Here is a 23696-nt window from a genome sequence, read left to right on the forward strand (position 1 = left end):
CGTCATGCTGATCCCCCGTAGGGTCAAGCACCGCAAGCAGCACCACCCCAAGCGCTCGGGCATGAGCAAGGGTGGTACGCAGGTCGCGTTCGGCGAGTACGGCATCCAGGCCCTCACGCCGGCGTACGTGACCAACCGCCAGATCGAGGCGGCCCGTATCGCGATGACCCGCCACATCAAGCGTGGCGGCAAGGTCTGGATCAACATCTACCCGGACCGCCCGCTGACGAAGAAGCCCGCCGAGACCCGCATGGGTTCCGGTAAGGGTTCTCCGGAGTGGTGGATCGCGAACGTCAAGCCGGGTCGGGTGATGTTCGAACTGTCCTACCCGAACGAGAAGATCGCGCGCGAGGCCCTGACCCGTGCGGCCCACAAGCTGCCGATGAAGTGCAAGATCGTGAAGCGCGAAGCAGGTGAGCTGTGATGTCGGCCGGTACCAAGGCGTCCGAGCTGCGCGAGCTGGGCAACGAGGAGCTTCTCAACAAGCTCCGCGAGGCCAAGGAAGAGCTGTTCAACCTCCGCTTCCAGGCGGCGACGGGCCAGCTCGAGAACCACGGTCGGCTCAAGTCCGTCCGTAAGGACATCGCCCGGATCTACACCCTGATGCGTGAGCGCGAGCTGGGCATCGAGACGGTGGAGAACGCCTGATGAGCGAGAGCAACGTGACTGAGCAGAAGACCGAGCGCAACGCTCGCAAGGTCCGCGAGGGCCTCGTCGTCAGCGACAAGATGGACAAGACCGTCGTCGTCGCTGTCGAGGACCGCGTCAAGCACGCGCTGTACGGCAAGGTCATCCGCCGTACGAACAAGCTCAAGGCTCACGACGAGCAGAACGCTGCCGGCATCGGCGACCGCGTCCTCCTGATGGAGACCCGGAAGCTGTCGTCGACGAAGCACTGGCGCGTCGTCGAGATCCTCGAGAAGGCCAAGTAATTACTCGAGGGGTTTCCCTCGGGTCAGTTCCGCCAGGCTCGGCCGGGACTTCTGCTGAAGCCCCGGCCGGGAACCGGCAGACAATCAGGAGATAGACGTGATCCAGCAGGAGTCGCGACTGCGTGTCGCCGACAACACTGGTGCCAAGGAGATCCTTTGCATCCGTGTTCTCGGTGGCTCGGGTCGCCGCTACGCGGGCATCGGTGACGTCATCGTCGCCACCGTCAAGGACGCGATCCCCGGTGGCAACGTGAAGAAGGGTGACGTCGTCAAGGCGGTCATCGTTCGCACCGTCAAGGAGCGCCGCCGCCAGGACGGCTCGTACATCCGCTTCGACGAGAACGCCGCTGTCATTCTCAAGAACGACGGCGACCCTCGTGGCACCCGTATCTTCGGCCCGGTCGGCCGTGAGCTGCGCGAGAAGAAGTTCATGAAGATCATCTCGCTCGCGCCGGAGGTGCTGTAAGCATGAAGATCAAGAAGGGCGACCTGGTCCAGGTCATCACCGGTAAGGACAAGGGCAAGCAGGGCAAGGTCGTCACGGCCTTCCCCCGCGAGAACCGCGTCCTCGTCGAGGGTGTCAACCGGGTCAAGAAGCACACCAAGGCCGGCCCCTCGCAGGCCGGCGGCATCGTGACGACCGAGGCCCCGATCCACGTGAGCAACGTTCAGCTCGTCGTGGAGAAGGACGGCAAGAAGGTCGTCACGCGTGTCGGTTACCGCTTCGACGACGAGGGCAACAAGATCCGCGTTGCCAAGCGGACGGGTGAGGACATCTGATGGCTACCACCACTCCGCGTCTCAAGACGAAGTACCGCGAGGAGATCGCGGGCAAGCTGCGCGACGAGTTCTCGTACGAGAACGTCATGCAGATCCCCGGCCTCGTGAAGATCGTGGTCAACATGGGTGTCGGCGACGCCGCCCGTGACTCGAAGCTGATCGACGGCGCGATCCGCGACCTCACGACGATCACCGGTCAGAAGCCGGCCGTCACGAAGGCCCGCAAGTCCATCGCGCAGTTCAAGCTCCGCGAGGGCCAGCCGATCGGCGCCCACGTCACGCTCCGTGGCGACCGCATGTGGGAGTTCCTGGACCGCACCCTGTCGCTCGCGCTCCCGCGCATCCGCGACTTCCGCGGCCTGTCCCCCAAGCAGTTCGACGGCCGTGGCAACTACACCTTCGGTCTCACGGAGCAGGTCATGTTCCACGAGATCGACCAGGACAAGATCGACCGTGTCCGGGGTATGGACATCACCGTGGTGACCACGGCGACCAACGACGACGAGGGCCGTGCCCTTCTGCGTCACCTCGGCTTCCCGTTCAAGGAGGCGTAAGCGAGATGGCGAAGAAGGCTCTCATCGCGAAGGCTGCCCGCAAGCCCAAGTTCGGCGTGCGCGGCTACACGCGCTGCCAGCGCTGTGGTCGTCCCCACTCCGTGTACCGCAAGTTCGGCCTGTGCCGCGTGTGCCTCCGTGAGATGGCTCACCGTGGCGAGCTGCCGGGCGTGACCAAGAGCTCCTGGTAACTCCCTTTCACCCTTTGGGTGTCAGGAGTTCCGGAGTCTCTCGGTAAGCATTGGGTCGGCGGAGGCCCACCCCCGTCATGCCGTAGGCTGGTGGGGTTGGGCGTCCGCCGCCCGTACGACTTACTACGCCGTAGGTCCCCGCGCCGCACCCGTCCCGCCCCTGTGTGGGGAGAGGGATGGCGCACTGGAAACCCCGGCGAGAGAGGCCGAAGGCCAATTCATGACCATGACTGATCCGATCGCGGACATGCTGACTCGTCTGCGTAACGCGAACTCGGCATACCACGACACCGTGACGATGCCGCACAGCAAGATCAAGTCTCACATCGCGGAAATCCTCCAGCAGGAGGGCTTCATCACGGGCTGGAAGGTCGAGGACGCCGAGGTCGGCAAGAACCTCGTCCTCGAGCTCAAGTTCGGTCCGAACCGTGAGCGCTCCATCGCGGGCATCAAGCGGATCTCGAAGCCCGGTCTCCGGGTTTACGCGAAGTCCACCAACCTGCCGAAGGTCCTCGGCGGCCTGGGCGTGGCGATCATCTCCACGTCCCACGGTCTCCTGACCGGCCAGCAGGCAGGCAAGAAGGGCGTAGGTGGGGAAGTCCTCGCCTACGTCTGGTAGTCGGGAACGGAGGAATAGCTAATGTCGCGTATTGGCAAGCTGCCTATCCAGGTTCCCGCCGGCGTGGACGTCACCATCGATGGCCGCACGGTCACGGTCAAGGGTTCCAAGGGCACCCTGAGCCACACCGTCGCCGCTCCGATCGAGATCGTTAAGGGCGAGGATGGCGTGCTCAACGTCAACCGTCCGAACGACGAGCGTCAGAACAAGGCCCTCCACGGCCTGTCCCGCACGCTGGTGGCCAACATGATCACCGGTGTGACCCAGGGTTACGTCAAGGCGCTCGAGATCAGCGGTGTCGGTTACCGCGTCGCCGCGAAGGGCTCCAGCCTGGAGTTCCAGCTCGGTTACAGCCACCCGATCCTGGTCGAGGCGCCCGAGGGCATCTCGTTCAAGGTCGAGTCGCCGACCAAGTTCTCGGTCGAGGGCATCGACAAGCAGAAGGTCGGCGAGGTCGCCGCCAACATCCGCAAGCTGCGCAAGCCCGACCCGTACAAGGCCAAGGGCGTCAAGTACGCGGGCGAGGTCATCCGCCGCAAGGTCGGAAAGGCTGGTAAGTAAAGCCATGGCATACGGTGTGAAGATCGCCAAGGGCGACGCCTACAAGGGCGCCGCCAAGAAGCGCCGCCACATCCGCATCCGCAAGAACGTGTCGGGTACGGCGGAGCGTCCGCGCCTCGTCGTGACGCGTTCCAACCGCGGCATCACCGCTCAGGTCATCGACGACCTCAAGGGTCACACCCTTGCGTCGGCGTCGACCCTGGACGCGTCGATCCGCGGTGGCGAGGGCGACAAGTCCGCGAAGGCCAAGCAGGTCGGTTCCCTGGTCGCCGAGCGCGCCAAGGCCGCCGGCGTCGAGGCTGTCGTGTTCGACCGTGGTGGCAACAGGTACGCCGGGCGCATTGCCGCTCTGGCTGACGCCGCCCGCGAAGCCGGGCTGAAGTTCTGAGCCCCGGTTCCGGGACCAACGGACGTAACAGAGAGAGGTAATCCAAATGGCTGGACCCCAGCGCCGCGGAAGCGGTGCCGGTGGCGGCGAGCGGCGGGACCGGAAGGGCCGCGACGGTGGCGCTGCCGCCGAGAAGACCGCGTACGTTGAGCGCGTCGTCGCGATCAACCGCGTCGCCAAGGTTGTCAAGGGTGGTCGTCGCTTCAGCTTCACCGCGCTGGTCGTGGTGGGCGACGGTGACGGCACCGTAGGTGTCGGTTACGGCAAGGCCAAGGAAGTTCCCGCGGCCATCGCCAAGGGCGTCGAGGAAGCCAAGAAGAACTTCTTCAAGGTTCCCCGCATCCAGGGCACCATCCCTCACCCGATCCAGGGCGAGAAGGCCGCGGGCGTCGTCCTGCTCAAGCCGGCTTCCCCCGGTACCGGTGTGATCGCCGGTGGCCCGGTGCGCGCCGTGCTCGAGTGCGCCGGCGTTCACGACATCCTGTCGAAGTCGCTCGGCTCCGACAACGCGATCAACATCGTGCACGCGACCGTGGAGGCCCTCAAGGGCCTGCAGCGTCCCGAGGAGATCGCGGCCCGCCGCGGTCTGCCCCTCGAGGACGTCGCTCCCGCGGCTCTGCTCCGTGCGCGTGCCGGGGCGGGTGCGTAATGGCTCGCCTCAAGGTCACGCAGACGAAGTCGTACATCGGCAGCAAGCAGAACCACCGCGACACCCTGCGCTCGCTCGGCCTCAAGAAGGTCAACGACGTGGTTGTCAAGGAGGACCGCCCCGAGTTCCGCGGCATGGTGCACACCGTCCGCCACCTCGTGACGGTCGAGGAGGTTGACTGACATGGCGGAGAACAACCCGCTGAAGGCCCACAACCTCCGTCCCGCCCCCGGCGCCAAGACCGCGAAGACCCGTGTCGGTCGTGGTGAGGCGTCGAAGGGTAAGACGGCCGGTCGTGGTACCAAGGGCACGAAGGCCCGCTACCAGGTTCCGGAGCGCTTCGAGGGTGGGCAGATGCCCCTCCACATGCGCCTCCCGAAGCTGAAGGGCTTCAAGAACCCCTTCCGCACCGAGTACCAGGTCGTGAACCTGGACAAGCTCACCGCGCTCTACCCGCAGGGTGGCGAGGTCACGGTGGCCGATCTGGTCGCCAAGGGTGCCGTTCGCAAGAACCAGCTCGTCAAGGTCCTGGGCCAGGGCGAGGTCTCCGTGGCGCTGCAGGTGACGGTCGACGCCGTCTCCGGCTCCGCCAAGGAGAAGATCGCCGCCGCCGGCGGCACGGTCACCGAGCTCGTCTGAGCTCCGGTTCGACAGCACTGAGCCCGGCCGGTTCCCTTCGGGGAGCCGGCCGGGCTTCTTTGTGCGCGCGGGCGCTTTGCGCGCGGGCGGGGCGATCGCCCGGGAGAGGGCCCTCGGGCAGTACGCCGACGTGCCCGGCACCTCCGCCGGAGACGGCTCGTGGAGCGGTCGACGGCCCACTCGGTGCGGGCGGCGCGGACCCGGCTGGTGGGGCCGGAACCGCTCGAACGTTCTTCCGGGGGCAGGGGCCGCGTCCTCGCCGCTCCCGGCCGGGACGGACGCCCCACCGAAGTCGATGCCGGACACCCGGGGCGCCGCCCGTGACCGGTACCGGGCCGACGTGTCTCGAGACGTTTCCTGCTGACTGTGGGGCCGGGTATGGTAGCCGCTGTTAGCTTCCCCGGCAGTCTGCGCTCCTCGCGTCCGGCTGCCGTGTTCTGTACTCGCTCCCAATACAAACCGTCACCCTCACGCGCGTAACGCGGGGGTCGCAGGAGGCACCGTGCTCACCGCGTTCGCCCGGGCGTTCAAGACGCCCGACCTGCGCAAGAAGCTGCTCTTCACGCTCGCCATCATCGTGCTGTACCGGCTCGGGGCGCACATCCCCGTCCCCGGCGTCAGCTACGAGGCCGTCCAGCAGTGTGTCAAGCAGGCCAGCGAGGGCAACAACAGCCTCTTCGGCCTGGTCAACATGTTCAGTGGCGGGGCACTGCTGCAGATCACCATCTTCGCGCTCGGCATCATGCCGTACATCACGGCGAGCATCATCCTGCAGCTGCTGACCGTCGTGATCCCGCGCCTCGAGGCCCTCAAGAAGGAGGGTCAGTCCGGTACCGCCAAGATCACGCAGTACACCCGGTACCTGACGATCGCCCTCGCCGTCCTCCAGGGCACCGGCCTCGTCGCGACCGCCAAGAGCGGCGCGCTCTTCAGCGGCTGCGTCGTCGCCGACCAGGTCGTGCCCGACCAGTCGATCTTCACCATCGCCACCATGGTCATCACGATGACCGCCGGCACGGCCGCCGTCATGTGGCTCGGTGAGCTGATCACCGACCGCGGCATCGGCAACGGCATGTCGATCCTGATGTTCATCTCGATCGCCGCCGGCTTCCCGGGCGCCCTGTGGGCCATCAAGGAGAGCGGCACCCTGGCCGACGGCTGGATCGAGTTCGGCGTCGTCATCCTCATCGGCTTCGTGATGGTGGGCCTGGTGGTCTTCGTCGAGCAGGCCCAGCGGCGCATCCCGGTCCAGTACGCGAAGCGCATGATCGGCCGGCGCTCCTACGGCGGTACGTCCACGTACATCCCGCTGAAGGTGAACCAGGCGGGTGTGATTCCTGTCATCTTCGCGTCGTCGCTGCTCTACATCCCGGCGCTCGTGGCGCAGTTCTCGAGCTCCACCTCCGGCTGGAAGACCTGGATCGAAGCCCACTTCGTCAAGGGCGACCACCCGTACTACATCGCCACCTACTTCCTCCTGATCGTGTTCTTCGCCTTCTTCTACGTGGCGATCTCGTTCAACCCCGAGGAAGTCGCCGACAACATGAAGAAGTATGGTGGCTTCATCCCGGGTATCCGGGCCGGTCGACCTACTGCCGAGTACCTGAGCTACGTGCTCAACAGGATCACTTGGCCGGGCTCGCTGTACTTGGGTCTGATCGCTCTCGTGCCGACGACGGCGTTGGCAGGCTTCGGCGGCGCCAATGCCAACTTCCCCTTCGGCGGGACGAGCATCCTGATCATCGTGGGTGTGGGGCTGGAGACCGTGAAGCAGATCGAGAGCCAGCTCCAGCAGCGCAATTACGAAGGGTTCCTCCGCTGATGCGAATCGTCCTCGTCGGACCGCCCGGTGCGGGCAAGGGCACGCAGGCCGCGTTCCTTGCCAAGAACCTGGACATCCCGCACATCTCCACGGGTGATCTGTTCCGCGCCAACATCTCTCAGGGCACGGAGCTGGGCCTCAAGGCCAAGGCGTTCATGGACGCCGGCGACCTGGTGCCCGACGAGGTGACCATCGGGATGGCCAAGGACCGCATGGAGCAGCCGGACGCCGTCAACGGCTTCCTGCTCGACGGGTTCCCCCGGAACGTCGCTCAGGCCGAGGCGCTGGACGCCGTCCTGAAGGCCGAGGGCATGGAGCTCGACGCGGTCCTGGACCTGGAGGTCCCCGAGGACGAGGTCGTGAAGCGGATCGCGGGCCGCCGCATCTGCCGCAAGGACAGCGCGCACGTCTTCCACGTGACGTACAACGCGCCGAAGACCGAGGGCGTCTGCGACGTCTGCGGCGGCGAGCTCTACCAGCGCGACGACGACTCCGAGGGGACCGTCCGCCGGCGCCTGGAGGTCTACCACACCCAGACCGAGCCGATCATCGACTACTACCGGGCGCAGAACCTGGTCGTGACGATCTCGGCGCTCGGCAAGGTGGACGAGGTCACCGCCAAGGCGATGGACGCGCTCAAGAAGTAACCCCGGTTCGTTCGACACGGCCGCGGTGCCCCTCGGGGGCGCCGCGGCCGTATCGTTGTTCCGTCCCCCTTTTACCCAGTGGAAAGGCCCCGGCCACGATGGTGCAGATCAAGACCCCCGAGCAGATCGCGAAGATGCGCGAGGCGGGGCTGGTCGTCGCCGCCATCCACGCGGCGACCCGCGAGGCGGCCGTGCCGGGCGCCACGACCCGGGACCTGGACGAGGTCGCGCGCAAGGTCATCGCCGACCACGGGGCCAAGTCGAACTTCCTCGGGTACGGCGGGTTCCCCGCGACGATCTGCACCTCGGTGAACGAGGTCGTCGTCCACGGCATCCCCGACGACAAGACCGTCCTCAAGGACGGCGACATCATCTCGATCGACTGCGGCGCGATCGTGGACGGCTGGCACGGCGACGCGGCCTACACGGCCTTCGTGGGCACCGGCCACGCGCCCGAGCTGGTCGAGCTCTCCCGGGTGACCGAGGAGTCGATGTGGGCCGGCATCGCGGCCATGAAGACGGGCAACCGCCTGGTCGACGTCTCGAAGGCGATCGAGACCTACATCAAGCGGCAGCCGCGGCCGGCGGTCGGCGACCACAGCCTCGGCCGGTACGGGATCATCGAGGACTACGGCGGCCACGGCATCGGCACCGAGATGCACATGGACCCGCACCTCCTGAACTACGTCTCCCGCAAGCGCGGCAAGGGCCCGAAGCTGGTCCCCGGCTTCTGCCTGGCGATCGAGCCGATGGTCTCCCTGGGCACCCCCCGCACGGAGGTCCTGAAGGACGACTGGACCGTCATCACCACGGACGGCACCTGGTCCTCCCACTGGGAGCACAGCGTGGCCGTGACGGAGGAGGGTCCGCTCGTCCTGACGGCGGTCGACGGCGGGAAGGCGAAGCTGGCGGAGCTGGGCGTCGTGGCGGCGCCGGACCCGCTGGCGTAGGTACGTTTTTTACGGTGCGGCGGCTTGCGTAAGGATCATTTCGGGTGGGCAGACTTCCCGATTCGTCTTTTGCTTGCGCCTGACGTAGACTGATGCGTCGGCTCTCGTGTACCCGTGTGTCCGCACAGGGCGGCGAAAGTCGATCAAGGTAGCCGATTCGAAAGGCGAAGCGTGGCCAAGAAGCAAGGTGCCATCGAGATCGAGGGCACCGTGATCGAGTCCCTCCCGAACGCCATGTTCAAGGTGGAACTCCAGAACGGTCACAAGGTCCTCGCGCACATCTCCGGCAAGATGCGGATGCACTACATCCGAATCCTCCCGGACGACCGGGTCGTCGTGGAGCTCTCTCCGTACGACCTGACGCGTGGCCGGATCGTCTACCGCTACAAGTAGATCTTGCCCGCACCCCGCCTCCGCGCGCGGGTGGTGGCACTGACCCGGAGAACCTCACATCCCATGAAGGTCAAGCCGAGCGTCAAGAAGATCTGCGACAAGTGCAAGGTGATCCGCCGTCACGGCCGGGTCATGGTCATCTGCGACAACCTGCGCCACAAGCAGCGCCAGGGCTGACGCACGCCGACCGACCTGCATCTCGCAGTTCTTCGCGCGACGCATAGCAACACGTACATACGCAGAGCCCGTCCGACCGTGTCCCACGGTTGACGGCACCTCCGGCGGGGGCCGGGGACCCGACCTGTACCTCATACGGCAGCCGGGAACGGTTCTGCAGCAGACCCCCGAGAACACAGGAGCCATTGAATGGCACGCGTTTCCGGTGTTGACATCCCGCGCGAAAAGCGTGTGGTGGTCGCACTCACCTACGTCTTCGGTATCGGGCGCACCCGGTCCGAGGAGATTCTCGCCGCGACCGGCGTGAACCCGTCCACCCGTGTCCGCGACCTCGCCGAGGAAGACCTCGTCAAGATCCGCGAGTACGTGGACGCCAACCTCCGTACCGAGGGTGACCTCCGCCGTGAGATCGCCGCCGACATCCGCCGCAAGGTCGAGATCGGCTGCTACCAGGGCCTCCGCCACCGTCGTGGCCTGCCCGTCCGCGGTCAGCGCACCAGCACGAACGCCCGTACCCGCAAGGGCCCGCGTCGCGCCATCGCCGGCAAGAAGAAGCCGGGCAAGAAGTAGTCCTCAGCGGACGCTTGACCAAGCGGTCTTCGCTGTAGGACCGACCACCTCCCGTAGGAGTTATAGATGCCCCCCAAGGGTCGTCAGGGCGCTGCCAAGAAGGTGCGCCGCAAGGAAAAGAAGAACGTCGCTCACGGCCACGCGCACATCAAGAGCACGTTCAACAACACGATCGTCTCGATCACGGACCCCTCGGGCAACGTGATCTCCTGGGCCTCCGCCGGCCACGTCGGCTTCAAGGGCTCGCGCAAGTCCACCCCCTTCGCCGCGCAGATGGCCGCCGAGTCGGCCGCCCGCCGCGCGCAGGAGCACGGCATGCGCAAGGTCGACGTCTTCGTCAAGGGTCCCGGCTCCGGCCGTGAGACCGCGATCCGCTCCCTCCAGGCCACCGGCCTCGAGGTCGGCTCGATCCAGGACGTCACCCCCACGCCGCACAACGGCTGCCGTCCCCCCAAGCGCCGCCGCGTCTGACGCACGGCTGCTTGTTCAGGACTTCGGGCGGTACGGCTCTTCGGGGCCGTGCCGCCCGTACCCTTGCAGGACAAGTCGGACGTCAAATAGTGGGCGTCCACGACTGAAGGACACAACATGCTTATCGCTCAGCGTCCGTCGCTGACCGAAGAGGTCGTCGACGAGTTCCGCTCCCGGTTCGTGATCGAGCCGCTGGAGCCGGGCTTCGGCTACACCCTCGGCAACTCCCTCCGCCGTACCCTCCTCTCCTCGATCCCGGGTGCCGCCGTCACGAGCATCCGCGTCGACGGGGTCCTGCACGAGTTCACCACCGTGCCGGGCGTCAAGGAGGACGTCACCGACCTCATCCTGAACATCAAGCAGCTGGTCGTCTCCTCGGAGCACGACGAGCCGGTCGTGATGTACCTGCGCAAGCAGGGCCCGGGTCTGGTCACCGCCGCCGACATCGCGCCCCCGGCCGGTGTCGAGGTGCACAACCCCGACCTCGTCCTGGCGACCCTGAACGCCAAGGGCAAGCTGGAGATGGAGCTGACCGTCGAGCGCGGTCGCGGCTACGTCTCCGCCGTGCAGAACAAGCAGGTCGGCCAGGAGATCGGCCGCATCCCGGTCGACTCCATCTACTCGCCGGTGCTCAAGGTCACGTACAAGGTCGAGGCGACCCGTGTCGAGCAGCGCACCGACTTCGACAAGCTGATCGTCGACGTCGAGACCAAGCAGGCCATGCGCCCGCGCGACGCCATGGCGTCCGCCGGCAAGACCCTGGTCGAGCTGTTCGGTCTGGCGCGCGAGCTCAACATCGACGCCGAGGGCATCGACATGGGCCCGTCCCCGACGGACGCCGCCCTGGCCGCCGACCTGGCGCTGCCGATCGAGGAGCTGGAGCTCACCGTCCGCTCCTACAACTGCCTCAAGCGCGAGGGCATCCACTCCGTGGGCGAGCTCGTGGCGCGTTCCGAGGCGGACCTGCTCGACATCCGCAACTTCGGTGCGAAGTCGATCGACGAGGTCAAGGCGAAGCTGGCCGGCATGGGCCTGGCGCTCAAGGACAGCCCGCCCGGATTCGACCCGACCGCCGCGGCGGACGCCTTCGGCGCCGACGACGACGCGGACGCGGGCTTCGTCGAGACCGAGCAGTACTGACGGTCCAGTTTTGGCTGCCGACCGGTTTCGGCTGGTCGCGCAGTTCCCCGCGCCCCTGGGGGGCGGGGTCTCCGACGGGTGACCGCCCGCTCGGACACTGACATCGGTACCTCATACGGCCGGTGCAGATCACAAGGAGAAACACCATGCCGCGTCCCGCGAAGGGTGCCCGCCTCGGCGGTTCCGCCGCGCACGAGAAGCTGCTCCTCGCCAACCTGGCGAAGTCGCTCTTCGAGCACGGCCGCATCACCACGACCGAGGCCAAGGCCCGCCGCCTGCGTCCGGTCGCCGAGCGCCTGATCACCAAGGCGAAGAAGGGCGACATCCACAACCGTCGCCTGGTGCTGCAGACGATCACCGACAAGGGCATCGTCCACACCCTCTTCACCGAGATCGCCCCGCGTTACTCGGAGCGTCCGGGTGGCTACACCCGCATCACCAAGATCGGCAACCGTCGTGGCGACAACGCCCCGATGGCCGTGATCGAGCTGGTCGAGGGCGAGATCGCCAAGAAGGCGACCGTCGCCGAGGCCGAGGCCGCCACCAAGCGCGCCGTCAAGGAGGCCGACGAGGCCCCCAAGGCCGAGGAGACCAAGGACGAGGCCGCCGAGGCCCCGGCTGAGGAGTCGAAGGACGCGTAAGCGTTTTTCCGGCGTTTTCCGTGTGCGGGCCCGTACCCCCTGGGGTGCGGGCCCGTTCCCGTGTGTTTGAGAGGATCTCCGCGTGAGCGACGACGTGCAGGACGGTTTCGTACGGGTTCGGCTGGACCTTTCGTACGACGGCAAGGACTTCTCCGGCTGGGCCAAGCAGGCCCACGGGCGGCGGACCGTCCAGGGGGACATCGAGAACGCCCTGCGGACCGTGACCCGGTCCCAGGAGACGTACGAGCTGACCGTCGCCGGGCGGACCGACGCCGGTGTGCACGCGCGCGGCCAGGTCGCCCACGTCGACCTGCCCGTGGAGCTGTGGGAGGAGCACCGCGACAAGCTGCTGAGGCGGCTCGCCGGGCGCCTTTCGCACGACGTGCGGGTCTGGTCCCTGACCGAGGCCCCCAGTGGCTTCAACGCCCGCTTCTCGGCGATCTGGCGCCGCTACGCCTACCGCGTCACCGACAACCCCGGCGGGGTCGACCCGCTGCTGCGCGGGCACGTGCTCTGGCACGACTGGGCCCTCGACATGGACGCCATGAACGAGGCCGCCGCCGCGCTCGTCGGCGAGCACGACTTCGCCGCGTACTGCAAGCGGCGCGAGGGCGCCACCACCATCCGCACCCTCCAGGAGCTGCGCTGGGAGCGGCGGCCCGACGGCGTCCTCGAAGCGACCGTGAAGGCGGACGCCTTCTGCCACAACATGGTCCGCTCGCTCGTCGGCGCGCTGCTCTTCGTCGGCGACGGGCACCGGCCGGTGGACTGGCCGGGCAAGGTGCTCGCGGCCGGCGTCCGGGACTCGGCCGTGCACGTCGTGCGTCCGCACGGCCTCACCCTCGAAGAGGTCGGCTACCCGGCCGACGAGCTGCTCGCCGCCCGCAACCGGGAGGCGCGCAACAGGCGCTCACTGCCCGGGAGCGCCGGCTGCTGCTGAGGCCTGGGACTTGCCGCGGGCGTAGATCTGGTTGAAGGCGAAGGTGCCCAGGTCGTCGCTGGACCGGAAGACGCCCTGGTCGGCCGTGGTGACCTTCTTGCCATTGGTGAAGCCGGCCTGGGTGAAGTACGCGTACCGGCCGATCGAGTTCGAGCGGCGCAGGCAGACCGTGGCGTGGCAGAAGTCGCCCACGCCCGCGCCGACCAGGGGCGCGATGCCGCCGACGGCCTGCTCCTTCGCCTTGAGGGCCGCGGCCTCGGAGGGGAAGACGGCGACGCCGACGGTGACCGCCACGCCGTCCCGCACGTAGGTGGCCCGCAGCACCCTCTGGCAGCCGTTCTTCTTCAGGACCGTGCCGAGGCCGCCCTGGGTGACGGCCGCGCAGTTCGTCGTGGCGGAGGTCGCGCCCTTCTTGTACGGGCGGCCGCTCATGGTCAGCTTCGTGCCCGGGAAGAGGCCCTCGGCGGTGAGCGGCGCCCTGTCCTTCTTCGGGTCCGAGATGTAGTCCTTCGGGTTCGGCGGGGGCGGCGGCGCCACCGAGGAGAAGGTCGGCTCGGGGGAGGGGGCCTCGGTGGGGGAGACCGCGCCGGTGGGGGTCCCGCCGCCGTTCTTCGCGGTGTCGTCCTTCTTGCCGGTGGCCACCACGGCGGTGGCGACGATCGCGCCGACGAGCAGGGTGGCCAGGACGCCGCCGCCGATCATCAGCCGGCGCCTGCGGCGGTTGCGGGAGGCCGAGGCGTCGGCCAGGGCGCTCCAGTCGGGGGTGGAGCCGCCGCCCTGGGCGCCGGGGAAGGGGTCGGGGGCCGGGGCCGGTGCGCCCGGGAAGGGGGCCGGAGCGCCGCCGCCCCGGGGGCCGGAGCCGGAGTACGGGCCGGGGGCGCCGCCCTGGGGGCCGGGGTATCCGTAGCCGCCCGCCCCCTGCCCGTACCCCTGACCCTGTCCCTGCTGTCCGTGGCCGCCGGGCTGCTGCCCGTACCCCTGCTGCCCCTGCTGCTGCGGCTCCTGCGGCCACTGCGGTCCCCCAAAGCTCATGCCGCGCATCCTAAACCGGTTGGGTCCGGGCGGTGCGGGCGGTGACAATGCACCTCATGGGACACGTCGAGGCCGCACATCTTGAGTACTACCTTCCCGACGGGAGGGTCCTGCTCGGGGACGCCTCCTTCCGGGTCGGGGAGGGGGCCGTCGTCGCCCTCGTCGGGGCCAACGGCGCCGGGAAGACGACCCTGCTCCGGATGATCTCCGGGGAGCTCAAGCCGCACGGCGGCTCCGTCACCGTCAGCGGCGGCCTCGGAGTGATGTCGCAGTTCGTCGGCTCCGTACGGGACGGCTCGACCGTCCGCGACCTGCTCGTCTCGGTCGCGCAGCCCCGGATCCGGGAGGCCGCGAAGGCGGTCGACGAGGCCGAGCACCTGATCATGACCGTCGACGACGAGGCCGCGCAGATGAGGTACGCGCAGGCGCTCTCCGACTGGGCCGAGGTGCAGGGGTACGAGGCGGAGACCGTCTGGGACATCTGCACCACGGCCGCGCTCGGCGTCCCGTACGAGAAGGCGCAGTTCCGGGAGGCCCGGACGCTCTCCGGCGGCGAGCAGAAACGCCTCGTGCTCGAAGCGCTGCTGCGCGGCCCCGACGAGGTGCTGCTCCTGGACGAGCCGGACAACTACCTCGACGTGCCCGGCAAGCGGTGGCTGGAGGAGCGGCTGCGGGAGACCCGCAAGACCGTGCTCTTCATCTCCCACGACCGGGAGCTGCTGTCCCGGGCCGCGCAGAAGATCGTCGCGGTGGAGCCCGGGCCGGCCGGTTCGGACGTGTGGGTGCACGGCGGCGGCTTCGACACCTTCCACGAGGCGCGGCGGGAGCGGTTCGCGCGCTTCGAGGAGCTGAAGCGGCGCTGGGAGGAGAAGCACGCCCAGCTCAAGAAGCTCGTGGTGAACCTGCGGCAGGCGGCCGCGGTCAGCCACGAGCTGGCCTCGCGGTACGCGGCGGCGCAGACCCGGCTGAGGAAGTTCGAGGAGGCCGGGCCGCCGCCGGAGCCGCCGCGCGAGCAGGACATCCGGATGCGGCTGCGCGGCGGACGGACCGGGGTGCGGGCCGTGACCTGCGAGAACCTCGAACTGACCGGGCTGATGAAGCCGTTCTCGCTTGAGATCTTCTACGGGGAACGGGTCGCCGTCCTCGGCTCGAACGGCTCCGGCAAGTCGCACTTCCTGCGGCTGCTCGCCGGGGACGGGTCGGTCGCGCACACCGGGACGTGGAAGCTGGGCGCCCGGGTCGTGCCCGGCCACTTCGCGCAGACCCACGCCCACCCGGAGCTGGCCGGGCGCCCGCTCGTCGACATCCTGTGGACCGAGCACTCCAAGGACCGGGGCGGGGCGATGTCCGTGCTGCGCCGGTACGAGCTGGAGCGCCAGGGCGACCAGCCCTTCGACAAGCTCTCGGGCGGCCAGCAGGCCCGCTTCCAGATCCTGCTGCTCGAACTGGCGGGCACGACGGCGCTGCTCCTCGACGAGCCGACGGACAACCTGGACCTGGAGTCGGCCGAGGCGCTCCAGGACGGTCTGGAGTCGTACGAGGGGACGGTGATGGCCGTCACGCACGACCGCTGGTTCGCGAAGAGCTTCGACCGGTACCTGGTCTTCGGCTCGGACGGGGTCGTGCGGGAGACGAGCGAGCCGGTGTGGGACGAGCGGCGGGTCGAGCGGGCGCGGTAGGCGCCCGGAGGACCCTCCCGGAGCGGTCCCCGGCCGGGCCCGGCGCCCTCCTGGGACCGCCCCCGGACGGGCCCGGCGCCCTCCCGGCGTTTTGACCCGTCCGGGGTGGCGCGGGTACTGTTGCGGTTTGTTATGCGCAGTGGCTTCGTCGTTCTCACGCGAAGGGCCTCGCGCAAGTTCCCTGGAGCAGTTACCAGTGGCTCGCATACGGGCGGCGTCCCGGCAGTGCAGGCCCCAGCTGCATGATCGCTTCAGGTGTGTCTGGACTCCATCCACTGAAGAAGCGAAGGCTACGAAGTGCGTACGTACAGCCCCAAGCCCGGCGATGTCACTCGCCAGTGGCACATCATCGACGCGCAGGACATCGTCCTGGGCCGTCTGGCGACCACGGCCGCGAACCTCCTGCGAGGCAAGCACAAGCCGGTGTACGCCCCCCACATGGACATGGGCGACTTCGTCATCATCATCAACGCCGACAAGGTCCACCTGTCCGGCAACAAGAAGACCCAGAAGCTGGCGTACCGCCACTCCGGCTTCCCGGGTGGTCTGCGCTCCGTCCGCTACGACGAGCTGCTGGCCAAGAACCCCGAGAAGGCCGTCGAGAAGGCCATCAAGGGCATGATCCCCAAGAACACCCTGGGCCGTCAGATGCTCTCGAAGCTGAAGGTCTACGCGGGCGAGAACCACCCGCACGCTGCTCAGCAGCCGGTCCCGTTCGAGATCACCCAGGTCGCGCAGTAGTTCCGGCCACACCCCCTAAGAACGAAAGAAATCTGAGGAGCATCGTGGCCGAGACCACCCCCGAGACCCCCGTCGACGAGTTCGAGGGCGTCGAGGAGTACACCACCGAGACCGAGCTCGTCGAGGGTGAGTACACCTCCGAGTCGCTCGCGTCCCGCTTCGGCGACCCGCAGCCGGCCGCCGGCCTGGGCCGTCGCAAGAACGCCATCGCCCGCGTCCGGATCGTTCCGGGCACCGGCAAGTGGAAGATCAACGGTCGCACCCTTGAGGACTACTTCCCCAACAAGGTGCACCAGCAGGAAGTCAACGAGCCCTTCAAGGTGCTCGAGCTCGACAACCGCTACGACGTCATCGCCCGCATCGCGGGTGGCGGCGTCTCCGGTCAGGCCGGTGCCCTGCGCCTCGGCGTGGCCCGTGCGCTGAACGAGGCGGACGTCGAGAACAACCGCCCGGCGCTGAAGAAGGCCGGCTTCCTCTCCCGCGACGACCGTGCGGTCGAGCGCAAGAAGGCCGGTCTCAAGAAGGCCCGCAAGGCCCCGCAGTACAGCAAGCGTTAATCGCCTGCTCGGTCTGCTTTCCGTACGCCCCGGCGGCACTGCCCGTGCCGTCGGGGCGTACGGTTTTTCGTACTCTCCTTTCATAAGCCTCTCTTTCATGGGCGCCCGGGCACGTATTTTCGGAGGACAGCAGTGGGACGACTCTTCGGCACGGACGGCGTACGCGGCGTCGCCAACGCGGACCTGACGGCGGAGCTGGCGCTCGGCCTGTCCGTCGCGGCGGCGCACGTGCTCGCCGAGGCGGGCACCTTCGAAGGGCACCGGCCGATCGCGGTGGTCGGGCGCGACCCCCGCGCGTCCGGAGAGTTCCTGGAGGCCGCCGTGGTGGCCGGTCTCGCCAGCGCCGGTGTCGACGTGCTGCGCGTCGGCGTCCTGCCCACCCCGGCCGTGGCCCACCTCACCGGCGTCCTCGGCGCCGACCTCGGCGTGATGCTCTCCGCGAGCCACAACGCCATGCCCGACAACGGCATCAAGTTCTTCGCGCGCGGCGGCCACAAGCTCGCCGACGAACTGGAGGACAAGATCGAAGCCGTGTACGAGGAGCACCGCACGGGCGCCCCCTGGGACCGCCCGACCGGTGCCGGCGTCGGCCGCGTCCGCGACTACGACGAGGGCTTCGACACGTACGTCGCCCACCTCATCGCGGTCCTCCCCAACCGCCTCGACGGCCTGAAGGTCGTCCTGGACGAGGCCCACGGCGCCGCCTCCCGCGTCTCGCCCGAGGCCTTCGCCCGGGCCGGCGCCGAGGTGATCACCATCGGCGCCCGGCCGGACGGCCTCAACATCAACGAGGGCTGCGGCTCCACCCACCTCGGCCTGCTCCGGGCCGCCGTCGTCGAGCACGGCGCCGACCTGGGCATCGCGCACGACGGCGACGCCGACCGCTGCCTCGCCGTGGACGCGGCGGGCAACGAGGTCGACGGCGACCAGATCCTCGCCGTGCTCGCCCTCGCCATGCGCGAGGCCGGCACCCTGCGCGGCGACACGGTCGTCGCGACCGTCATGTCCAACCTGGGCTTCAAGCTGGCCATGGAGCGCGAGGGCCTGAGCCTCGTCCAGACGGCGGTCGGCGACCGCTACGTCCTGGAGTCCATGAAGGAGCACGGCTACGCGCTCGGCGGCGAGCAGTCGGGCCACGTCATCGTGCTCGACCACGCCACCACCGGCGACGGCACCCTCACCGGCCTCATGCTGGCCGCCCGGGTCGCCGCCACCGGCAAGTCGCTCGCGGACCTCGCCGGCGTGATGGAGCGGCTGCCGCAGATCCTCATCAACGTGAAGGACGTCGACAAGTCGCGCGTGGCCACCTCCGCCGACCTGGCCGCCGCCGTCACCGAGGCGGAGCGCGAGCTCGGCTCCACCGGCCGGGTGCTGCTCCGCTCCTCGGGCACCGAGCCGCTGGTCCGCGTCATGGTCGAGGCCGCCGACATCGAGCAGGCCCGGTCGGTCGCGCAGCGCCTCGCGGACGTCGTGAAGTCCGTTCTGGGCTAGCCTTTCTGAGGCACCGTCATGCGAAACGGCCCCGTCGCACCGGACTCCGGTGCGGCGGGGCCGTTCCCGTCCGTCCCGCCGTTCTCATCTGCCCTGCCGTTCCCGTCCGTCCTGCCGTTCTCATCCGTCCTTCCGGGCGGCCGGCTCGCGGCGCCAGCGGCCGCGCTGGGTGCGCCAGAGCAGCTTCTGGCCGTACAGCGTCAGCACTCCGGCCAGCATGATCCCGAACAGGTTGAGCAGCAGCTGTTCGACCGAGCCCCACATCTGGCCCAGGTCGCCGTAGGCGAGCGCCACCGCCGCGTTCGCGCCCGCGGGGACCGTCGTCACCGAGATCGCCACGCCCACCAGGGCCCCGGACTTCGCCGAGGTCAGCGAGAGCACGCCCGCCGCGCCCGCGAGCAGCGCCACGACGAAGGAGAACGGGTCCGGCTGCCAGATGAAGCGGGTGTTGGGCCGCTCCGCGTCCAGCTGGGCCCGGCTGAACAGGTCCAGCGCGTCCATCCCCAGGCTGAACAGCGTCGTCATCGCGATCGCCACCGCGAAGCCGACGAGCAGCGCGATCAGCGAGCGCGCGGCCAGCCTCGGGGCGCGCCGCACCACCGCCGTACAGACGCCGGCGAGCGGGCCGAACTCGGGGCCGACGGCCATGGCGCCGACGACGAGGACCGCGTTGTCCAGGACGACGCCGCAGGCCGCGATCATCGTCGCCAGGACCATGAACGCGACGTACGTGACCGAGAGCGTCGACTCCTCGTGCGTCGCGCCCGTCAGCTGCTCCCAGATCACCGCGTCGGCGGGCTCGCCCGGGGCCTCCTTCTCGGCGGTGACCGCCCGAGCGGAGAGGGAGAGGCCGATGTCGTCGACGGCGATCGAACCGACCTGGTCGATCCTCAGTCCGCGCAGGCCCTTGAGGAGCTCGTCGCCCGCCTCGCGTGCCACGTCGCACAGCACGACGTCCCCGGCGGGGGACCGGGCCGCGCCGGGGATCACCACCAGGTGCGTGGTGCCCACCGTCGACTCGATGAGCTCGGTCACGGCCGGGGTGGTCTCGTGCGGGACGATCATCCGGAGGTGCAGCATCCTCAGAGCTTACGGAGGCTCAGCTTCTGCACCTTGTGGTCGGGGCCCTTGCGGACCACGAGGGTGGCCCGGCCGCGGGTGGGCGCCACGTTCTCCAGGAGGTTCACCTTGTTGACGGTCCGCCACATGGTGCGGGCGTAGTCGAAGGCCTCGTCCTCGGAGACCTGGGTGTAGCGCCGGAAGTACGAGGAGGGGTCCTGGAACGCGGTGTCGCGCAGCTTGCGGAAGCGGTTCAGGTACCAGCGCTCGATGTCCTCCGCCCGCGCGTCCACGTACACCGAAAAGTCGAAGTAGTCGGCGAGGCCGACGCGGGTCCGGCCGTCCTTGCCGGGCAGGGCCGGCTGGAGGACGTTCAGGCCCTCCACGATCAGGATGTCCGGACGGCGCACGACGAGCCGCTCGTCGGGCACCCGGTCGTAGATCAGGTGCGAGTAGACCGGGGCGGTGACCTCGTCCTTGCCCGCCTTGATGTCCGCGACGAACCGGGTCAGGGCCCGGCGGTCGTACGACTCGGGGAAGCCCTTGCGGGACATCAGGCCGCGCGCCTTCAGCTCCTCCATCGGGTAGAGGAAGGCGTCCGTGGTGACCAGCTCCACGCGCGGGTGCTCCGGCCAGCGGGCGAGCAGCGCCTGGAGGAGGCGGGAGACGGTGGACTTGCCGACGGCGACCGAACCGGCGACCCCTATGACGAAGGGGGTGCCGCGCTGCTCGGCGCTCTCGCCGAGGAAGGTGTTCAGGGCGCCGCGCAGACCGCTGGTGGCCTGCACGTACAGGTTGAGCAGCCGGGACAGCGGCAGGTAGACGTCCCGCACCTCGTCGAGGTCGATGACGTCCCCGAGGCCGCGGAGCCGCTCGACCTCCTCGGCGGTGAGGGGAAGCGGCGTCTTGTCGCGCAGGGCGCTCCACTCGGCCCGGGTGAGGTCGACGTACGGGGTCGCCTCGGACGGACGGCGGTGTCCGTTTCCGTGGCGGGGGCCCTGGGGCCCGCCCCCGGGGCCGTCCCCGTGGGCGCTTCGTGGCGGCGAAGTGATCACACCGCCATTGTCGGGGGTCGGGGGCGGGCGTGGGTGGTGGGGTCGGTCACGCGGGAAAGGGGTTGGTCGCACGCGTCCCCCTGGGCGATCATTCGGAGGCCGCGTGGGCTCCGGATCGCACGCGGGGGGAGCCGCCCCGGGGCGGCACGAAGAGAAGCAGAGAGTCACCACGCATGCGTACGTCCATCCGCACCGCCGCCGTCGCCACGACCGCCGTCTCGCTCGCCCTGCTCGTCACCGCCTGTGGCGGCGGGGAGAGCGGCGACAAGGGCAAGGACGCCGGCAAGGGCTCGGCGGCGCCGAGCGCCTCCGCCACGTCCGAGGCCCCCGCCGCCAAGGCGCTCTCGGACGCCGAGCTGGAGAAGCTGATCGTCGAGAAGGCCGACCTCAAGGGCTACCAGGTCCAGAAGGCCGAGGCCGGGGACGTCGTGCCGGCGTCCGAGGTCGCCACCGTCAAGGCGGAGTGCGCCCCGGTCGCCCACGCGATGTCCTTCATCTCGCCCGGCTCGCCCGCCGCGTCGGCCGAGCGCCAGATCATGGCGGAGCCGAAGAAGGACGCCACGGCCGCGCCGGAGGACGCGATCCGCGACGCGTTCGGCGTCCAGATCACCGCGCTGACGCTCGGCTCGTACGACGGGCAGGGCGCCCAGGAGGCCCTCGCCTCGGTGAAGAAGGCGGGCGCCGACTGCGCCGGCGGCTTCACGGTGTCCCACAAGGCGGAGAAGACCAAGGTCCTCAAGGTCGTCCCGGAGAGCTTCACCGCCGGTGAGGAGGCGGTCTCCTTCACCATCACCAGCGACATGGAGGGCGAGCCGCTCGTCAGCAAGCTCGTCGTCCTCCGCAAGGGCAACACGCTCGCGTCCTTCTCGTCCGTCAGCTTCGCCCCCGGCGGGATCAAGGAGTTCCCGAAGGCCGTCATCGACGCGCAGGTCGCCAGGCTGGGCTGACGCGGGGGTTCCCGAGGGCCGTGATCGGGGCCCGGGCGAAGAAGCCGGGCCGACGCCCGGGTTTCCCGGAGGCCCTCGCCGGCGCGCGGGTCGCCTAGCTCGGCCGACGCCCGGCGCGTCCCCTTCCGCCCCGCCGGACCGAGCCCGTGTCGGCTCCGTCCGGCGGGGTGCCTTCCGCCGTAGTCTTCCGACATGTGCGGAATCGTGGGATACGTCGGCGGGCAGTCGGCGCTTGATGTGGTGGTCGCGGGTCTCAAGCGGCTCGAATACCGGGGCTACGACTCGGCCGGTGTCGCGGTGCTCTCCGACGGGGGGCTCGCCGCGGCGAAGCGGGCGGGCAAGCTCGTCAACCTGGACAAGGAGCTGGCCGAACGGCCGCTGCCCGGCGGCTCCGTGGGGATCGGGCACACCCGTTGGGCCACCCACGGCGGCCCGACCGACGCCAACGCGCACCCGCACCTGGACAACGCCGGGCGGGTCGCCGTCGTCCACAACGGCATCATCGAGAACTTCGCCGCCCTGCGCGAGGAGCTGGCCGGGCGCGGCCACGACCTGGCGTCCGAGACGGACACCGAGGTCGTCGCGCACCTGCTCGCCGAGGAGTTCTCCTCCACCGGCGACCTGGCCGAGTCCATGCGGCTGGTGTGCCGGCGGCTCGACGGGGCGTTCACCCTGGTCGCGGTGCACGCCGACCAGCCGGACGCCGTCGTCGGCGCCCGCCGCAACTCCCCGCTCGTCGTCGGCGTCGGCGAGGGCGAGAACTTCCTCGCCTCCGACGTCTCCGCCTTCATCGCCCACACCCGCTCCGCGATCGAGCTGGGCCAGGACCAGGTCGTCGAGCTGACCCGGGAGGGCGTCACCGTCACCGACTTCGGCGGCGCGCCCGCCGACGTGCGGGCCTACCACGTCGACTGGGACGCCTCCGCCGCCGAGAAGGGCGGCTACGACCACTTCATGCTCAAGGAGATCGCCGAGCAGCCCAAGGCCGTCGCCGACACCCTCCTCGGCCGGATCGACGCCTCCGGGCGGCTCACCCTCGACGAGGTGCGCATCCCCGACGCCGTGCTCCGCGAGGCCGACAAGATCGTCGTCGTCGCGTGCGGCACCGCCTTCCACGCCGGGCTCATCGCCAAGTACGCCATCGAGCACTGGACCCGCATCCCCTGCGAGGTCGAGCTGGCCAGCGAGTTCCGCTACCGGGACCCGATCCTCGGCCCGCGCACCCTGGTGATCGCGATCTCCCAGTCCGGCGAGACCATGGACACCCTGATGGCGCTGCGGCACGCGCGCGAGCAGGGCGCGAAGGTCCTCGCCGTCTGCAACACCAACGGCTCCACCATCCCGCGCGAGTCCGACGCCGTGCTCTACACGCACGCCGGGCCCGAGGTCGCCGTCGCCTCCACCAAGGCCTTCCTGACCCAGCTCGTCGCCTGCTACCTGCTCGCGCTCCACCTCGGCCGGGTCCGCGGCACCCAGTGGGGCGACGAGGTCCTCACCGTCGTGCGCGAACTCGCCCGCATCGGCGACGAGGTCGAACGCGTCCTGGAGACGATGGAGCCGGTGCGGGCCCTCGCCCGCTCCCTCGCCCACAAGGACACCGTCCTCTTCCTCGGCCGCCACGTCGGCTACCCGGTGGCCCTGGAGGGCGCCCTCAAGCTCAAGGAGCTGGCGTACATGCACGCCGAGGGCTTCGCCGCCGGAGAGCTCAAGCACGGGCCGATCGCCCTCATCGAGGAGGACCTGCCGGTCGTGGTCGTGGTGCCCTCGCCGGAGGGCCGCTCCGTCCTCCACGACAAGATCGTCTCCAACATCCAGGAGATCAGGGCGCGCGGCGCCCGCACGATCGTGATCGCGGAGGAGGGGGACGAGACGGTCGTCCCGTACGCCGACCACCTCGTCCGGATCCCCGCCACGCCTACGCTGCTCCAGCCGCTGGTCTCCACGGTGCCGCTCCAGGTCTTCGCCTGCGAGCTCGCCACCGCGCGGGGCAACGAGGTCGACCAGCCGCGCAATCTGGCCAAGTCGGTGACCGTGGAGTGAGTCGGTGACCGTGGAGTGAGGGGAACAGGGG

32 protein-coding genes are annotated in these 23696 nt (G+C 69.2%); 29 read left to right on the forward strand and 3 right to left on the reverse strand.

Features of this window, described 5'->3' with window-relative positions:
* Nucleotides 1–4 precede the first annotated feature (4 nt).
* The 23 genes from rplP to truA all read left to right on the forward strand — a co-directional run bounded on the left by rplP (nucleotide 5) and on the right by truA (nucleotide 13064).
* On the forward strand, nucleotides 5–424 hold the full coding sequence (gene rplP / locus ACWGSR_RS05475; RefSeq protein ID WP_015035580.1) for a 50S ribosomal protein L16: 420 nt from the start codon (nucleotides 5–7) through the stop codon (nucleotides 422–424).
* Entirely contained in the window at nucleotides 424–648 is a 225-nt protein-coding gene (gene rpmC / locus ACWGSR_RS05480; RefSeq protein WP_017239580.1) for a 50S ribosomal protein L29, read from the forward strand. The genes rplP and rpmC overlap by 1 nt, the downstream gene beginning before the upstream one ends.
* Complete coding sequence (gene rpsQ / locus ACWGSR_RS05485) at nucleotides 648–932, forward strand: 30S ribosomal protein S17 (RefSeq protein WP_053646167.1); 285 nt, start codon at nucleotides 648–650, stop codon at nucleotides 930–932. The genes rpmC and rpsQ overlap by 1 nt, the downstream gene beginning before the upstream one ends.
* 97 nt (nucleotides 933–1029) lie before the next feature.
* Entirely contained in the window at nucleotides 1030–1398 is a 369-nt protein-coding gene (gene rplN, locus ACWGSR_RS05490) for a 50S ribosomal protein L14 (RefSeq protein WP_003956455.1), read from the forward strand.
* Nucleotides 1399–1400: 2 nt separating this feature from the next.
* The gene (gene rplX / locus ACWGSR_RS05495) at nucleotides 1401–1712 is read left to right on the forward strand and encodes a 50S ribosomal protein L24 (protein ID WP_030208998.1); all 312 of its coding nucleotides are present in this window, start codon (nucleotides 1401–1403) and stop codon (nucleotides 1710–1712) included.
* Nucleotides 1709–2266 (forward strand): 50S ribosomal protein L5, encoded by a 558-nt coding sequence (gene rplE / locus ACWGSR_RS05500; RefSeq protein ID WP_366372315.1) that lies wholly within the window; start codon nucleotides 1709–1711, stop codon nucleotides 2264–2266. Before rplX ends, rplE begins: the two co-directional genes overlap by 4 nt.
* 5 nt (nucleotides 2267–2271) lie before the next feature.
* Entirely contained in the window at nucleotides 2272–2457 is a 186-nt protein-coding gene (locus ACWGSR_RS05505) for a type Z 30S ribosomal protein S14 (protein ID WP_003948630.1), read from the forward strand.
* 220 nt (nucleotides 2458–2677) lie between these two features.
* Nucleotides 2678–3076, forward strand: coding sequence for a 30S ribosomal protein S8 (rpsH, locus tag ACWGSR_RS05510; protein ID WP_030209003.1), 399 nt, complete (start codon nucleotides 2678–2680; stop codon nucleotides 3074–3076).
* A gap of 21 nt (nucleotides 3077–3097) precedes the next feature.
* Nucleotides 3098–3637 carry a 50S ribosomal protein L6 gene (gene rplF, locus ACWGSR_RS05515; protein WP_376232402.1) on the forward strand — a complete coding sequence of 180 codons (540 nt, stop codon included), beginning with the start codon at nucleotides 3098–3100 and terminating at the stop codon, nucleotides 3635–3637.
* 4 nt (nucleotides 3638–3641) lie between these two features.
* Complete coding sequence (gene rplR / locus ACWGSR_RS05520) at nucleotides 3642–4025, forward strand: 50S ribosomal protein L18 (RefSeq protein ID WP_030209008.1); 384 nt, start codon at nucleotides 3642–3644, stop codon at nucleotides 4023–4025.
* A 46-nt stretch (nucleotides 4026–4071) separates the two neighbouring features.
* Nucleotides 4072–4674: a 30S ribosomal protein S5 gene (gene rpsE / locus ACWGSR_RS05525; RefSeq protein ID WP_015035588.1), complete on the forward strand. Its 603-nt coding sequence runs from the start codon at nucleotides 4072–4074 to the stop codon at nucleotides 4672–4674.
* On the forward strand, nucleotides 4674–4856 hold the full coding sequence (gene rpmD / locus ACWGSR_RS05530; RefSeq protein WP_015035589.1) for a 50S ribosomal protein L30: 183 nt from the start codon (nucleotides 4674–4676) through the stop codon (nucleotides 4854–4856). Before rpsE ends, rpmD begins: the two co-directional genes overlap by 1 nt.
* Nucleotide 4857: 1 nt before the next feature.
* A complete protein-coding gene (gene rplO / locus ACWGSR_RS05535) occupies nucleotides 4858–5313 on the forward strand; it encodes a 50S ribosomal protein L15 (RefSeq protein WP_030687807.1) in 456 nt (151 codons plus the stop codon).
* Between the two features lie 502 nt (nucleotides 5314–5815).
* The gene (gene secY, locus ACWGSR_RS05540) at nucleotides 5816–7135 is read left to right on the forward strand and encodes a preprotein translocase subunit SecY (RefSeq protein ID WP_366371030.1); all 1320 of its coding nucleotides are present in this window, start codon (nucleotides 5816–5818) and stop codon (nucleotides 7133–7135) included.
* Nucleotides 7135–7782, forward strand: a complete 648-nt coding sequence (locus tag ACWGSR_RS05545; RefSeq protein ID WP_366371031.1) for an adenylate kinase — start codon at nucleotides 7135–7137, stop codon at nucleotides 7780–7782. Before secY ends, ACWGSR_RS05545 begins: the two co-directional genes overlap by 1 nt.
* 98 nt (nucleotides 7783–7880) lie before the next feature.
* On the forward strand, nucleotides 7881–8732 hold the full coding sequence (gene map, locus ACWGSR_RS05550) for a type I methionyl aminopeptidase (protein ID WP_376232398.1): 852 nt from the start codon (nucleotides 7881–7883) through the stop codon (nucleotides 8730–8732).
* A 171-nt stretch (nucleotides 8733–8903) separates the two neighbouring features.
* A complete protein-coding gene (gene infA, locus ACWGSR_RS05555) occupies nucleotides 8904–9125 on the forward strand; it encodes a translation initiation factor IF-1 (RefSeq protein WP_003956442.1) in 222 nt (73 codons plus the stop codon).
* Between the two features lie 63 nt (nucleotides 9126–9188).
* Nucleotides 9189–9302, forward strand: a complete 114-nt coding sequence (rpmJ, locus tag ACWGSR_RS05560) for a 50S ribosomal protein L36 (RefSeq protein ID WP_003956441.1) — start codon at nucleotides 9189–9191, stop codon at nucleotides 9300–9302.
* 189 nt (nucleotides 9303–9491) lie between these two features.
* Nucleotides 9492–9872: a 30S ribosomal protein S13 gene (gene rpsM, locus ACWGSR_RS05565; RefSeq protein WP_030209021.1), complete on the forward strand. Its 381-nt coding sequence runs from the start codon at nucleotides 9492–9494 to the stop codon at nucleotides 9870–9872.
* A 66-nt stretch (nucleotides 9873–9938) separates the two neighbouring features.
* Complete coding sequence (gene rpsK / locus ACWGSR_RS05570; RefSeq protein WP_003956432.1) at nucleotides 9939–10343, forward strand: 30S ribosomal protein S11; 405 nt, start codon at nucleotides 9939–9941, stop codon at nucleotides 10341–10343.
* A gap of 117 nt (nucleotides 10344–10460) precedes the next feature.
* The gene (locus ACWGSR_RS05575; RefSeq protein WP_030759338.1) at nucleotides 10461–11483 is read left to right on the forward strand and encodes a DNA-directed RNA polymerase subunit alpha; all 1023 of its coding nucleotides are present in this window, start codon (nucleotides 10461–10463) and stop codon (nucleotides 11481–11483) included.
* Between the two features lie 146 nt (nucleotides 11484–11629).
* On the forward strand, nucleotides 11630–12124 hold the full coding sequence (gene rplQ, locus ACWGSR_RS05580) for a 50S ribosomal protein L17 (RefSeq protein ID WP_376232396.1): 495 nt from the start codon (nucleotides 11630–11632) through the stop codon (nucleotides 12122–12124).
* 82 nt (nucleotides 12125–12206) lie between these two features.
* Nucleotides 12207–13064, forward strand: coding sequence for a tRNA pseudouridine(38-40) synthase TruA (gene truA, locus ACWGSR_RS05585; protein ID WP_453563734.1), 858 nt, complete (start codon nucleotides 12207–12209; stop codon nucleotides 13062–13064).
* Here the strand turns inward: truA and ACWGSR_RS05590 are convergent.
* Nucleotides 13035–14096, reverse strand: a complete 1062-nt coding sequence (locus ACWGSR_RS05590; RefSeq protein WP_453563736.1) for a hypothetical protein — start codon at nucleotides 14094–14096, stop codon at nucleotides 13035–13037. The two genes, truA and ACWGSR_RS05590, sit on opposite strands and share 30 nt — an antisense overlap.
* A 56-nt stretch (nucleotides 14097–14152) precedes the next feature.
* Here ACWGSR_RS05590 and ACWGSR_RS05595 point away from each other — a divergent pair, with 56 nt between their 5' ends.
* The 4 genes from ACWGSR_RS05595 (at nucleotide 14153) to glmM (ending at nucleotide 18564) form a co-directional block, all read left to right on the forward strand.
* Nucleotides 14153–15775: an ABC-F family ATP-binding cassette domain-containing protein gene (locus ACWGSR_RS05595; protein WP_376232392.1), complete on the forward strand. Its 1623-nt coding sequence runs from the start codon at nucleotides 14153–14155 to the stop codon at nucleotides 15773–15775.
* Between the two features lie 297 nt (nucleotides 15776–16072).
* The gene (gene rplM, locus ACWGSR_RS05600; protein ID WP_148005774.1) at nucleotides 16073–16516 is read left to right on the forward strand and encodes a 50S ribosomal protein L13; all 444 of its coding nucleotides are present in this window, start codon (nucleotides 16073–16075) and stop codon (nucleotides 16514–16516) included.
* Nucleotides 16517–16560: 44 nt separating this feature from the next.
* Nucleotides 16561–17073 carry a 30S ribosomal protein S9 gene (gene rpsI / locus ACWGSR_RS05605; protein WP_015035601.1) on the forward strand — a complete coding sequence of 171 codons (513 nt, stop codon included), beginning with the start codon at nucleotides 16561–16563 and terminating at the stop codon, nucleotides 17071–17073.
* A gap of 132 nt (nucleotides 17074–17205) precedes the next feature.
* Nucleotides 17206–18564 (forward strand): phosphoglucosamine mutase, encoded by a 1359-nt coding sequence (gene glmM / locus ACWGSR_RS05610; RefSeq protein ID WP_376232390.1) that lies wholly within the window; start codon nucleotides 17206–17208, stop codon nucleotides 18562–18564.
* 120 nt (nucleotides 18565–18684) lie between these two features.
* Here the strand turns inward: glmM and ACWGSR_RS05615 are convergent, their stop codons facing one another.
* Both ACWGSR_RS05615 and coaA read right to left on the reverse strand, forming a co-directional pair.
* Entirely contained in the window at nucleotides 18685–19644 is a 960-nt protein-coding gene (locus ACWGSR_RS05615; protein ID WP_453563739.1) for a DUF389 domain-containing protein, read from the reverse strand.
* Nucleotides 19645–19646: 2 nt separating this feature from the next.
* A complete protein-coding gene (gene coaA / locus ACWGSR_RS05620) occupies nucleotides 19647–20678 on the reverse strand; it encodes a type I pantothenate kinase (protein ID WP_376232388.1) in 1032 nt (343 codons plus the stop codon).
* A gap of 173 nt (nucleotides 20679–20851) precedes the next feature.
* Between coaA and ACWGSR_RS05625 the strand changes: the two genes are divergently transcribed.
* Nucleotides 20852–21625: a hypothetical protein gene (locus tag ACWGSR_RS05625; protein WP_453563743.1), complete on the forward strand. Its 774-nt coding sequence runs from the start codon at nucleotides 20852–20854 to the stop codon at nucleotides 21623–21625.
* 192 nt (nucleotides 21626–21817) lie between these two features.
* Nucleotides 21818–23665: a glutamine--fructose-6-phosphate transaminase (isomerizing) gene (gene glmS / locus ACWGSR_RS05630; RefSeq protein ID WP_453563745.1), complete on the forward strand. Its 1848-nt coding sequence runs from the start codon at nucleotides 21818–21820 to the stop codon at nucleotides 23663–23665.
* The last annotated feature ends 31 nt before the right edge of the window (nucleotides 23666–23696 follow it).

The sequence above is a fragment of the Streptomyces sp. NPDC055632 genome (genome assembly GCF_053618675.1).

Excerpts from the sequence above, each read along its gene's own strand:
- rpsK (WP_003956432.1), top strand. The coding sequence starts at position 9,939 with ATGCCCCCCAAGGGTCGTCAGGGCGCTGCCAAGAAGGTGCGCCGCAAG.
- rpsM (WP_030209021.1), top strand. The coding sequence starts at position 9,492 with ATGGCACGCGTTTCCGGTGTTGACATCCCGCGCGAAAAGCGTGTGGTG.
- rpmC (WP_017239580.1), top strand. The coding sequence starts at position 424 with ATGTCGGCCGGTACCAAGGCGTCCGAGCTGCGCGAGCTGGGCAACGAG.
- ACWGSR_RS05615 (WP_453563739.1), bottom strand. The coding sequence starts at position 19,644 with ATGCTGCACCTCCGGATGATCGTCCCGCACGAGACCACCCCGGCCGTG.
- rplR (WP_030209008.1), top strand. The coding sequence starts at position 3,642 with ATGGCATACGGTGTGAAGATCGCCAAGGGCGACGCCTACAAGGGCGCC.
- rpmD (WP_015035589.1), top strand. The coding sequence starts at position 4,674 with ATGGCTCGCCTCAAGGTCACGCAGACGAAGTCGTACATCGGCAGCAAG.
- rplO (WP_030687807.1), top strand. The coding sequence starts at position 4,858 with ATGGCGGAGAACAACCCGCTGAAGGCCCACAACCTCCGTCCCGCCCCC.
- rplF (WP_376232402.1), top strand. The coding sequence starts at position 3,098 with ATGTCGCGTATTGGCAAGCTGCCTATCCAGGTTCCCGCCGGCGTGGAC.
- ACWGSR_RS05505 (WP_003948630.1), top strand. The coding sequence starts at position 2,272 with ATGGCGAAGAAGGCTCTCATCGCGAAGGCTGCCCGCAAGCCCAAGTTC.
- rpsQ (WP_053646167.1), top strand. The coding sequence starts at position 648 with ATGAGCGAGAGCAACGTGACTGAGCAGAAGACCGAGCGCAACGCTCGC.
- ACWGSR_RS05575 (WP_030759338.1), top strand. The coding sequence starts at position 10,461 with ATGCTTATCGCTCAGCGTCCGTCGCTGACCGAAGAGGTCGTCGACGAG.
- ACWGSR_RS05590 (WP_453563736.1), bottom strand. The coding sequence starts at position 14,096 with ATGAGCTTTGGGGGACCGCAGTGGCCGCAGGAGCCGCAGCAGCAGGGG.
- rplQ (WP_376232396.1), top strand. The coding sequence starts at position 11,630 with ATGCCGCGTCCCGCGAAGGGTGCCCGCCTCGGCGGTTCCGCCGCGCAC.
- glmS (WP_453563745.1), top strand. The coding sequence starts at position 21,818 with ATGTGCGGAATCGTGGGATACGTCGGCGGGCAGTCGGCGCTTGATGTG.
- rpmJ (WP_003956441.1), top strand. The coding sequence starts at position 9,189 with ATGAAGGTCAAGCCGAGCGTCAAGAAGATCTGCGACAAGTGCAAGGTG.
- rpsH (WP_030209003.1), top strand. The coding sequence starts at position 2,678 with ATGACCATGACTGATCCGATCGCGGACATGCTGACTCGTCTGCGTAAC.
- rpsE (WP_015035588.1), top strand. The coding sequence starts at position 4,072 with ATGGCTGGACCCCAGCGCCGCGGAAGCGGTGCCGGTGGCGGCGAGCGG.
- rplX (WP_030208998.1), top strand. The coding sequence starts at position 1,401 with ATGAAGATCAAGAAGGGCGACCTGGTCCAGGTCATCACCGGTAAGGAC.
- ACWGSR_RS05545 (WP_366371031.1), top strand. The coding sequence starts at position 7,135 with ATGCGAATCGTCCTCGTCGGACCGCCCGGTGCGGGCAAGGGCACGCAG.
- ACWGSR_RS05625 (WP_453563743.1), top strand. The coding sequence starts at position 20,852 with ATGCGTACGTCCATCCGCACCGCCGCCGTCGCCACGACCGCCGTCTCG.
- map (WP_376232398.1), top strand. The coding sequence starts at position 7,881 with ATGGTGCAGATCAAGACCCCCGAGCAGATCGCGAAGATGCGCGAGGCG.
- ACWGSR_RS05595 (WP_376232392.1), top strand. The coding sequence starts at position 14,153 with ATGGGACACGTCGAGGCCGCACATCTTGAGTACTACCTTCCCGACGGG.
- rplP (WP_015035580.1), top strand. The coding sequence starts at position 5 with ATGCTGATCCCCCGTAGGGTCAAGCACCGCAAGCAGCACCACCCCAAG.